The organism is Vibrio sp. 10N.261.45.E2 (assembly GCF_002875705.1).
Lineage (GTDB): Bacteria > Pseudomonadota > Gammaproteobacteria > Enterobacterales > Vibrionaceae > Vibrio.
This window is the reverse complement of sequence record NZ_MCZZ01000014.1, coordinates 36,049-45,646: the sequence shown is the minus strand read 5'-3', so window position 1 is coordinate 45,646 and position 9,598 is coordinate 36,049. Positions and strand designations below refer to the sequence as shown.

The following is a 9,598-nucleotide window of genomic DNA, read 5'->3' as shown; positions in this document are numbered from 1 at the left end:
ACTTGTCGTATTGACTAAGAAACACACGAAATGGGCGGCTCTGTCTCTAAACTGAATTACGCAACAAAGCCGTTAATGACCTTCAAAAAAGTCGTCGGCTTCAATCATGCGATCATATTTTTCGTTGATTGCTTCTATCTGCCCTTGTCGCTCTTTATCTAGCTTCTTCTTTCTTACGGTCTTAATCCCGGCGCGAACGGCGTCTACAGCGTCAATGACCCTAATAGCCTCCAATAGCTCGGAATGCTTCGCCTTAAGTGCCAGAATATCCCTTTCCGACTTCGAATGCCTTTCCAGTAAAGTTAAATCTTCTTAGCTCGCTTCAATACTGCGTAAATGCTTCCTTTTGAAATATTCAATTCAAGCGCGATCTCTTGGGGCGACTTACCTTCGCTTAGAAGTTTTGCGGCCTGGTGATCTCGTCGTGCTGAATCAACCTGACTTAGACGCGGTGCTTTGCGTTTTTCTTTCATTTCTAAATCCTGCCCAGTTCACTTAACAGGGCGGTAGTTAATAGTCTTCACCCAAAATTCGGGCTTTAAAATTCGTTCATCCCCAAAATATGAGGTGTCCAGGATATAGCGTCCGGACTCGCTTAAATTCTAATTTTTAAAGAACTGCAAAAGGCTTAATCGCTTGCTTGATTGGCATTGTATGCGTGGGCTGTCCACACTAACAAGCAATATCGCGCTTGAGCATGTAACTAAATATTACATGAATTATTTACCCAAATAGACCCTAAGACCGCTAAAATTGGGGCTTATTGTGCTTTATAGCTGTTTTTTAGGCGCAAGAAGCCCTCCGGAAATTAAGCTATAGCGGATATGTGCTTTAATTAATTTAGTAAATAATAGGGAGAAACCACGCCATTTAGGTGGTGGGGCGTGTGGTTTCGTTCAAAGGTTTTTATTGGCCTTTAAAGGGGGTTAACTAGCGTATTTCCAACCTCGGGAGCCTCGCGGGACAAGCTCCCCCATTTCCCCTAGTTCTTTCAGTAGGGCGCTAATTCTGTCATTACCAACGCCGCTAAAGACCTCCCGCACTCCCTGAACTGAAGGACGGATTATCGTCCGGGACAAAATCGCCTTTTTAATGTCCTGCTCGATTTGCGTTTTGAACTCTGTTTTATCCTGAACAATTCCAACCGAGACAACTTGAAGCTTTACCGGGCGGGGCTTTTCGGGCTTAAACTCAGAACCGGCGACGGTGTCGTCTGAGCAGCCTACGGCCGAAAACAAAGAGACTCAACCTACTAGGGTGCTTTGCATGAATAGTTTATCCTATAGGCCATGTTTCCGAATAAGCCCATCAAACAACTCTTCAATGCCAACGATAATTGGCTGAACTATCTCAATAAACATCAGGGCACTCTCCGACAAGTCGTCATAGAAAACGTCACTAAAATGCTCGCTTGCAGTACCGCCACTTTTGGCTCCAAAGAGTATCGATGCAGCCATGCTAACTGCACCCACCACAAATACATTCACCAGACGTGTAAATCTCGCTTTTGCAGCAGTTGTGGCATTAAAGCCACAGAGCGGTGGATACGAAAGCAACAACATGTCTTTCCTGAGTGTGAGTATCAACACGTTACGTTCACGCTTCCACACACGCTGTGGCCCGTCTTTCGGGATAATCGATTTCTTCTCAATCATCTCTTTAGTTGTGCAGCTAAAATCTTCTTAGGATGGGCAAAACAACGGGATATCGATATCGGAGTGTTCTGTGCACTGCACACCTACGGCAGAAAGCTGAATTGGAATGTATCGGTCACGCGTGGGGGCTTATGTAAGAAGACTGGCCTATGGAAGCCCATTTTCTTTAAAGCTAAGACGACTGAGAAGTTTTGGCGTGCCGCCATCACTCAACTTCTCGACTCCAATTACTCAGAGTTAGATTTGGCAGGAGAAGGCTACCCTTTTATTCGCAATGAGCAAGATTGGTCACGATTTTTAACCAGCCAGTATTGCCGCCGATGGAAATTGCACTTTGCAAAGAAAACGGCCAATGTGACGCCCACCATGACTTACCTCGGCCGATACCTAAAACGCCCACCCATATCGGCGTCGCGTTTACGACATAACTTCCAAGGAAGCTTAGTGACGTTTGATTACCTCAACCATAGAAATGGTCGGGCTGAATCCCTCATTTTGAGTCCAGAAGCACTGATAGAGCGCATGATTGAGCATACCCCAGAGAAGCACTTCAAAATGATTCGATACTTTGGTTTCTATCAAATCGACGTCGCAATGAGATGCTCCCTAAGGTCTACGATGCCTTAGGCATCGTCCCTAAAGATTCTCCAGAAATGCCCGGTTACGCCGCCATGCTGAAAGGGTATGTGAAGGTTGACCCATTTGAGTGCATTCTTTGTGGTCACGGCTTAACGTTTCTTCGTTTTAGAGCTGGAGAGCCGCTGTCAGAGCTGGTTCATCATGCTCTGGTTCAATCCCAAATCAGGTCAATTTAGGGTTTTCGTAGGATGAGTGTATCTGAAATAGCGAAAACAGCCTGAATATGTTCATTAAACACACGTGTTTAGATAGTAGAGCAGGAGTTAGGTTAGTCAGGTAGTCATTCTGGCGTGAATTAAGTCGCTACTGTTCAGGTAAGGAATCATTGAAATTCCTTACCTTTGAACTGCTCCACGGTTAAAACTGGTTTATCTTTATCTGTCATTTTAAAACCCTGCTCTTGGTTTGTGTTCGTAATTGGTTACGGGAACCCGGCGAACATTTCCGGGCTTTCGGTGATCAGCCTACCCGCAATTTGATTTTAATCTGTTTGTTGCTGTTTTGTCGATAGGTGGGCGAAAAGTCTAGCCTAGTTTATGGATACTATTTAATGATAAAATCTTAAAAAACGAGGTCGTTATGAATAAAAAACAAGTTTCGCTTATGTTCGATAAGCTGTGGAAAGTAGGGAAGAAAAGTAAGTATGATGCAATTTGCGCGGTTATCTTTGATGATATGCGCCCCTCTGAAGCTGAAAGGGTTTTTGATGTTCCGGTCAACACGGTCGCCCGGGATGTTAAGAGGCTTACCGACGGGATCGAGTTTTGCGAATTGATAGTGAATGCGGGGAAGGATGAAGGGGCGGATTGACGCCCCTTTGTTATAATTTAAGCCGAAAAAACCGTCCTTTAACGCAGCGCGCTAACAATATAACTTGAAGGGTTGTTCTTTATTTTTTCAAATGCCTCCGCTCTTTTCAGCGTTTCCTCTGCTTGTTTTGCGATCTCGGCGGCTTCCTCTGAAATTTTCGCCACTTCATATTGGCTAGCTTCCTGCTCCAACTCATCTAAAGCCAGGTTAAGATCGTTTAGGGTTTTCTCTGACTCTGATAGAGCCGATTCCGCCACATTCACCGCGCTTTCATTTTTTTGATTGGTTTGCTTCTTACTATTCTCTGTGGGGATTTTATCCTGATTTTGTTGTGTGCTGCTCTGAAGCTCTTTTTCTAGCTCAACGCGCAAGGCTGAACCGGCGACGGTGTCGCCGGTTCGGATGTGCCTATATTGGCGCTACTCCTGTTACGACCAACACTCGGTCAACGAGCGACAACATGAAACATTTCTGTGAAGTGATGAAACCTGTTGTCGCTATTACTCAGCCTTCTTTACATAGCGTTGTGTCGAAGGCGTGTAAAAGTGGTACCCAACTCATAGTGGCGGGAGCCGAAGCATTACCTAGTAATGCTGAGCACTTTGCTTCTATTTATAGTGATTCTCCACTCACTGTATTGCCTGCTGATCATCAACGTGATTTTGCAGTTCAATTTACGTCAGGCACGACATCACGTCCAAAGCCAACGTTATGGACTAATGTAAATGCGATGTGGGGAGGAAAGTCTATGGCATTCAATATGCGTTTGAATCAAGACGATATTACATTGCTGTACTTACCTCTGTTTCACGCAAATGTACAGATTACGCTACTTAGTACTCTTTGGACTGGTGGCACAGTGGTTGCACAACCAAAATTCTCTGCTTCGCGATTTTGGGATGCTTGCGTTAATCACAATATAACTTGGGTATCGATGATCCCTTTTGCATTTAAGGCCTTGTCAGGGCGACCTGTACCTGAGCATCAAGTTCGTTTTATGGTCGGTTTGGAGCGCTTGCCTGAGATTGAACAAGAGTTCGGCACCAAAACAATGGCGTTATGGGGTATGACGGAGACGATTTCCGCTTGTATTGTCTCGGATCCTGATCACCCTGGTCCTCCAGGTAATATTGGACGACTATCGCCATTTTATAGTGTTGAGATTCGTAAAGATGACGGAAATCTAGCAACGGTTGGGGAAGAAGGTCAGTTATATATTTATGGCGAAAGAGGCGTAACCCTCTTTAAAGAATATTACCATCACCCAAAACAAACCTTGTCGTCATTTGATGAGTGTGGCGCGTTAAATACTGGGGACCGCATCCGTATTGATGAAGCAGGTTGGATGTACTATGTATCTCGAACGATCGATATGTTACGTATCGGTAGTGAGAATGTTGCCGCGTTAGAGGTAGAAATAGAAACAACCATCGTAAACAGCGGTTTAATCATGGAGTGTACTGTTATTGCCCAACCACACGATATGTTAGGTGAAGTGCCAGTAGCTTTTGTATCGCTCAACGATGCAGGAAAACAACAAGCTCCAAATGAGGTAATTACTTTAATGACTCAATATTGCAAAGAGAAAATTGCCGATTTTAAAGTTCCCGTAACAATACACATAACCGACGATTTTCCTCGATCTACTTTATATCGAATATCGAATATCGAATATCGAATATCGAAGAAGAAACTACGAGAACGATTAATACCATTATCTAATTTATGAAAACTAACCTAAAAAATTTGGAGTACTAAATGTCTCAATATAAATACGTTACAACAGAACAAATTGGCCAAGTTGGACTAGTCGCTATTAATAGACCTGAAGCGTTCAACGCTCTAAATTATCAAGTGACAATAGACATCGTAAATGCACTTAAAGCTTTTGATAGCAATAGTGAAATTGGGTGTATGGTTTTGACTGGAGGCGACAAAGCATTTTGTGCAGGTGCTGATTTAAAATGGATCGCATCACAAGACTTTGAGAGTGCATTTACTTCAGACTTAGCCTCTGAAATTGACCAAGTGGTGCAACTACGCAAACCTGTTATTGCAGCTGTTCATGGCGTGGCTTTTGGTGGCGGAACTGAAATTTCGCTAATGTGTGACATGGTTGTTGCAGACCCTATAGCTAAATTCAGCTTACCTGAAGTTACATTAGGTGTAATTCCAGGGGCGGGCGGTCCAGCTCGTCTTACTCGTGCAATCGGTAAGGCTAAAGCTATGGAATATATACTGACCGGTAAAGTGTTTAATGCACAAGAAGCAGAAAATATGGGAGTTATTACCAAAATCACTGGAGAAGGGAAGCACGTAGAAGAAGCAATAGCGCTTGCGTCATTGATTTGCAATAACCCAAGAATGGCGGTTTTGGCTGGCAAAGAATCTGTTAACCAATAAGCTGAAACTCCGCTACAGCCGGGTCTTAAATTAGAACGTCGCTTGTTTCATGCCCTATTTGGTTCACAGGACCAACGTGAAGGTATGACTGCATTTGCTGAAAAACGTAAGCCGAGTTACAAAAAATATTAAATTATTTGAAGCGTTTAGTCCTAATGTTTTAGGATGATTTGTTATTTTTGTATAGTTTATCGAGTGTACTGGTAAAGGCATAATTTATGTAAGCTTTTACTATTGAAAGGCCATCTTAATGATGGTTTTTTTGGTGCATGCTCGGCGACATATTGTGATTCTAGTCCTCATTTTGTAAAACAAGATTATGAACTTTAAGGTGCGGCATTTAATGTTTGTCTTGTTGCTATGTTATGTGACTAATTGAGGAGTAGGTTATGAGTTCGAATCAAATCAAAAATGTCGTGTTTGATGTGGGCTATGTGATTGTGCGTTGGTCGCCATTGGAGATTACTCAACTAACGATTGGTAACATTGCCGACCCTGAAGCCCGAGCGCTTTCGATTTTTCAAAGTGCGATTTGGTTGGATTTGAACAAAGGGTTCTTAACCGAAAATGAAGCCAAATTTCGCTACCAACAAGAGCTCGATTTATCTTCATTAGAGTGCGACCGCCTGTTTTATTACGTTAAGCAAACGCAGATCTTATTGCATGGTTCTGTCTACCTCATCGAGCGTGTAAAGCGTGCTGGGTATGGTGTGTATGCACTTACCGACAACGTGGTCGAGATTGTTGAACACCTAAAAGCCACCTACGAATTTTGGCCTTTGTTTGATGGCGCAGCCGTATCCGCTGAACTTGGCATGCTTAAACCGCAGCCTGAGATTTACCAAGCGTTGCTTTCAAATAATGGACTGGAGGCTTCAGAAACGGTGTTCATTGATGATATGCCTTACAACGTAGAAGGAGCAAAAGCCGTAGGTATGGCGGGTATTCAGTTTATCGATGCTGTGCAGTGTGAGAACGAACTGCGTGTTCTTGGCGTCGAATTTACGTGATCATGTAGCGAAGTTCTCAAGCTATCTATTTTAGTCAGGTTTCTCTATGTAGATAATCTAGGTAGGCAAGATAAGTAGAAAAACGACGGATAGAAAAGACTGATAAGAGCTAAAACGAATCGATTAAAAAGAGGCGATGTTTCATATGAACATCGCCTCTTTTTCTATTTGTTCTTTTAAATCGCTTTATTCTTCTACTTAACTTTATTGCTCAGTATTCAAATATCGAATCAACTTAGCAGGTGTGCCACCGTATAGGCAGTCTGGCGGTACATCACTGTTGACCACTGAGTTCGCTGCGATAACCGAGCGAGCCCCAATCGTCACGCCTTGGTTGATGACCGAGTTTCCACCAACCCACACATCATCTTCGACGGTAATAGGTAGACAGAACGTTTCCCACTTGCGACGACTGAGGTAGTCGAGTGAGTGAGAGGCCGTGTAAAACTGGACACTCGGCCCCACCAATACATTGTTGCCTATTTTGATATTCGCGCCATCTAGCATGACGACGCTCATGTTAATGAATGTGTCGTCACCGATCTCAATGGTTTTACCAAACTCGCAGTGAAAAGGGGGACGGATAACGCTGCTTCCTACTTTACCAAACAGATTAGCTTGCAGGCTTGGCTGCTGAGTATCGTCTGAACATTGGTTGAAGTCTGACAGCGCCTTGCTCGCGTGCGTCCGCATATGGTCTATCTCATGGTCTGCGCCATCAAAAACCTCACCGGACAGCATCTTTTCGAGTTCTGTTTTCGTTTTCATTGCTTGCATCTCATTGGTCAACATGAGTATTAGAATACGGACAAATGGACATAAAAAAAGAGAAAAGCCTCAGCCTTTCTCTTCCTATTTTTTATCACTAAATGAGCCCAGACAAGCTCTACAAATTAGATTTGCTCAACGAAACCCATTAGGTGTTGTTTTACTTCGTCTGAAGCAAAAGCGCTTTCTACAGAGTATTTGTAGATTTCCGCGTAATCTTCTTTTGTTAGGCCGAATGTTTCACACACGCGCTTCACTTCGTTAGTCATGGTTGTGTTCGACACAGTGCGGTTGTCTGTGTTGATGGTTACAACGATGCCGTCTTTCTTAAATTCAGAAATTGGGTGGTCGCTGAATTGGTGAATACATTTAGTTTGCACGTTACTTGTTGGGCAAGTTTCTAGAGCAACCTGCTTCTCTTTCACGATGTTGTACGCATCTTCGTTGCCTTGGATGTGAACACCGTGGCCGATACGCTCTGCGTCCAGCATAGTCACTGCATCGTAAACATTTTGACCGTGCCATTGCTCACCTGCGTGAACTGTCACACGGTAGCCTTGCTCGATAGCGTACTGCGTGTATTCAGGGAACTCAGCACAGAAACCTGGCTTTTCGCCACCTGCAATATCAAACGCAACAACACCTTTACCAAGGTATGGTTTACCTGCATCGATCACGTCTTTGATTGAATCTTTAGGGAACATACGCAGTACAGACATGATGTAGTTGCCCTTGATGTCGTATTTCTCTTCAGCACGCTTCATGCCTTTTACTGCGCTTGCAATGATCGTATCAAGAGATAGGCCTTTGTTTACGTGCAGGATTGGTGCAAAACGCACTTCTAGGTACTTAACGTTCTCTAGTGCTGCGTCTTCGTAAAGCTCGAAAGAGATACGCTCAATCGCTTCTTCAGTTTGCATTACTTGCAGTGGCAGCTTGAAACAAGCTAAGTACTCATCTAGGTTTTTGCAATCTTCTGGCACAGTTAGAGATTGAACAACCGCATCGCGATCTTCAGGTAGTTCGATATTGTACTGTTTTGCTAGGTCAATAATCGTATCTGGGCGAACACTTCCGTCTAGGTGGCAGTGTAAGTCAATCTTTGGTAGTGCTAGAAAATCCATGAGTATTCCTTAATTCTATTGTTCTTTGAGTGTGTTAACTCACATGCGCTCAATTTACCAAGACCATGATATGATTTAAAGTGACAAATAATCATCATTAACCTGAATTTGGGGAATATCATGGTCGATGTTAAAAGCTTACTTAAATGCGATATGAACTTACTGCTGTGTCTACACGTTCTGATTGAAGAACGCAGTGTCAGCAAAACGGCAGAGCGACTGTTTTTGAGCCAGTCTGCAGTAAGTAAACAACTCACCAAGTTAAGAGCTTTGTTTGATGACCCGCTGTTTGAGCGTGAATCAAAAGGGCTATTCCCAACCCCTAAAGCACTCGCATTAGCACCTAAGATTCACCAAATCTTACTGCAAATCGAAAAGCTGACCGTTCCTGAGGTGTTCGATCCCAAAGAGAGTGAGCGTACCTTCACTATAGACCTTGTTGAGACCGCCTACACAGCGGTTTATCCGCAGTTTATGCCAACAGCGCTTGCTGATGCACCCCATATCACCATCAACAGTTCAACGTGGAGTAGCGATAGTTTTAAACGTTTACTTAAGCGTGAAGTGGACTTTGGCATTGGTATTTTTGAGTTGGATGAACGTGCTTCTACTCACGTGCAATCTATCCCTGCTGAGTTGGATTACGTCGAATTGTGTTTGGATTACTCCGTATGTTTGATGCGTAACGATCACCCGGCTTTGCAAGAAGAGTGGAATCTCGACACCTTTTTAAAATATCGACATATCCAATTGGTCACAGGCGGAGCGGGTGACTGGTTGTTGATGGAAGTGCTGAACTCAAAGCAGCTTGAAATTAACAAAGCGGCTAACGTGTCAGACATCACCAGTGCCATCAAATTGTGCAAGCAAAGCGACCTGTTGATGTGTTACCCATACAACTCGGTTCGCGATTATATTGATAGTGGTGAATTAGTAATGAAGCCTGTCCCCATTGACCTAGTACCTGGTGGATTGTTCTTGTTGTGGCACCGTTATTTCGATTCTGAACCTAGTCACCGATGGCTGCGAGAGCTAATCATTAATAATACCCAAGACACCCAAAAGTAGCTGGTGGTTGAACGTATTTAAATAAGTGAAATATTTTTCGCTTTTTGTTCGTCTTTTCAGGGCGAACAACGTCTTAGTTAGAGACGTAATTTCTGATATATAGTGAGAGTTCAAAATGAAT

General features: G+C 43.5%; 9 protein-coding genes and 2 pseudogenes. 6 read left to right on the top strand and 5 right to left on the bottom strand.

From position 1 onward, the window contains the following. Positions 1–72 precede the first annotated feature (72 nt). Positions 73–234, bottom strand: a complete 162-nt coding sequence (locus BCT34_RS24250; RefSeq protein WP_157934840.1) for a hypothetical protein — start codon at positions 232–234, stop codon at positions 73–75. A gap of 68 nt (positions 235–302) precedes the next feature. Then, the gene (locus tag BCT34_RS24245; protein WP_157934839.1) at positions 303–473 is read right to left on the bottom strand and encodes a helix-turn-helix domain-containing protein; all 171 of its coding nucleotides are present in this window, start codon (positions 471–473) and stop codon (positions 303–305) included. Between the two features lie 816 nt (positions 474–1,289). Between BCT34_RS24245 and BCT34_RS00790 the strand changes: the two are divergent. Both BCT34_RS00790 and BCT34_RS00785 read left to right on the top strand, forming a co-directional pair. Then, positions 1,290–2,470 (top strand): annotated as a pseudogene (locus BCT34_RS00790) (IS91 family transposase). Positions 2,471–2,873: 403 nt separating this feature from the next. Beyond that, a complete protein-coding gene (locus BCT34_RS00785) occupies positions 2,874–3,104 on the top strand; it encodes a hypothetical protein (RefSeq protein WP_076657096.1) in 231 nt (76 codons plus the stop codon). A 38-nt stretch (positions 3,105–3,142) separates the two neighbouring features. On the opposite strand, the gene BCT34_RS00780 is transcribed toward BCT34_RS00785, so the two are convergent. After that, the gene (locus BCT34_RS00780; RefSeq protein ID WP_076657097.1) at positions 3,143–3,475 is read right to left on the bottom strand and encodes a hypothetical protein; all 333 of its coding nucleotides are present in this window, start codon (positions 3,473–3,475) and stop codon (positions 3,143–3,145) included. Here BCT34_RS00780 and BCT34_RS00775 point away from each other — a divergent pair. The 3 genes and pseudogenes from BCT34_RS00775 (at position 3,436) to BCT34_RS00765 (ending at position 6,517) form a co-directional block, all read left to right on the top strand. Next, on the top strand, positions 3,436–4,833 hold the full coding sequence (locus BCT34_RS00775) for an AMP-binding protein (RefSeq protein ID WP_102300472.1): 1,398 nt from the start codon (positions 3,436–3,438) through the stop codon (positions 4,831–4,833). The two genes, BCT34_RS00780 and BCT34_RS00775, sit on opposite strands and share 40 nt — an antisense overlap. A 29-nt stretch (positions 4,834–4,862) precedes the next feature. Beyond that, positions 4,863–5,639 (top strand): annotated as a pseudogene (locus tag BCT34_RS00770) (enoyl-CoA hydratase-related protein). Between the two features lie 257 nt (positions 5,640–5,896). Continuing rightward, positions 5,897–6,517 carry an HAD family phosphatase gene (locus BCT34_RS00765; RefSeq protein WP_076651562.1) on the top strand — a complete coding sequence of 207 codons (621 nt, stop codon included), beginning with the start codon at positions 5,897–5,899 and terminating at the stop codon, positions 6,515–6,517. Positions 6,518–6,721: 204 nt separating this feature from the next. Here the strand turns inward: BCT34_RS00765 and BCT34_RS00760 are convergent, their stop codons facing one another. Together BCT34_RS00760 and add are read right to left on the bottom strand one after the other, a co-directional pair. Further along, entirely contained in the window at positions 6,722–7,285 is a 564-nt protein-coding gene (locus tag BCT34_RS00760) for a sugar O-acetyltransferase (protein WP_076651563.1), read from the bottom strand. Between the two features lie 125 nt (positions 7,286–7,410). Next, positions 7,411–8,409, bottom strand: a complete 999-nt coding sequence (gene add, locus BCT34_RS00755; RefSeq protein ID WP_076651564.1) for an adenosine deaminase — start codon at positions 8,407–8,409, stop codon at positions 7,411–7,413. Between the two features lie 120 nt (positions 8,410–8,529). Here add and BCT34_RS00750 point away from each other — a divergent pair, with 120 nt between their 5' ends. Beyond that, positions 8,530–9,477 carry a LysR substrate-binding domain-containing protein gene (locus BCT34_RS00750; protein ID WP_076651565.1) on the top strand — a complete coding sequence of 316 codons (948 nt, stop codon included), beginning with the start codon at positions 8,530–8,532 and terminating at the stop codon, positions 9,475–9,477. Positions 9,478–9,598 lie beyond the last annotated feature (121 nt).

What these genes read in the sequence shown, in the direction of transcription:
- BCT34_RS00750 (WP_076651565.1), top strand. Translation starts at nt 8,530, where the DNA reads ATGGTCGATGTTAAAAGCTTACTTAAATGCGATATGAACTTACTGCTG.
- BCT34_RS24245 (WP_157934839.1), bottom strand. Translation starts at nt 473, where the DNA reads ATGAAAGAAAAACGCAAAGCACCGCGTCTAAGTCAGGTTGATTCAGCA.
- BCT34_RS00760 (WP_076651563.1), bottom strand. Translation starts at nt 7,285, where the DNA reads ATGAAAACGAAAACAGAACTCGAAAAGATGCTGTCCGGTGAGGTTTTT.
- add (WP_076651564.1), bottom strand. Translation starts at nt 8,409, where the DNA reads ATGGATTTTCTAGCACTACCAAAGATTGACTTACACTGCCACCTAGAC.
- BCT34_RS00765 (WP_076651562.1), top strand. Translation starts at nt 5,897, where the DNA reads ATGAGTTCGAATCAAATCAAAAATGTCGTGTTTGATGTGGGCTATGTG.
- BCT34_RS00785 (WP_076657096.1), top strand. Translation starts at nt 2,874, where the DNA reads ATGAATAAAAAACAAGTTTCGCTTATGTTCGATAAGCTGTGGAAAGTA.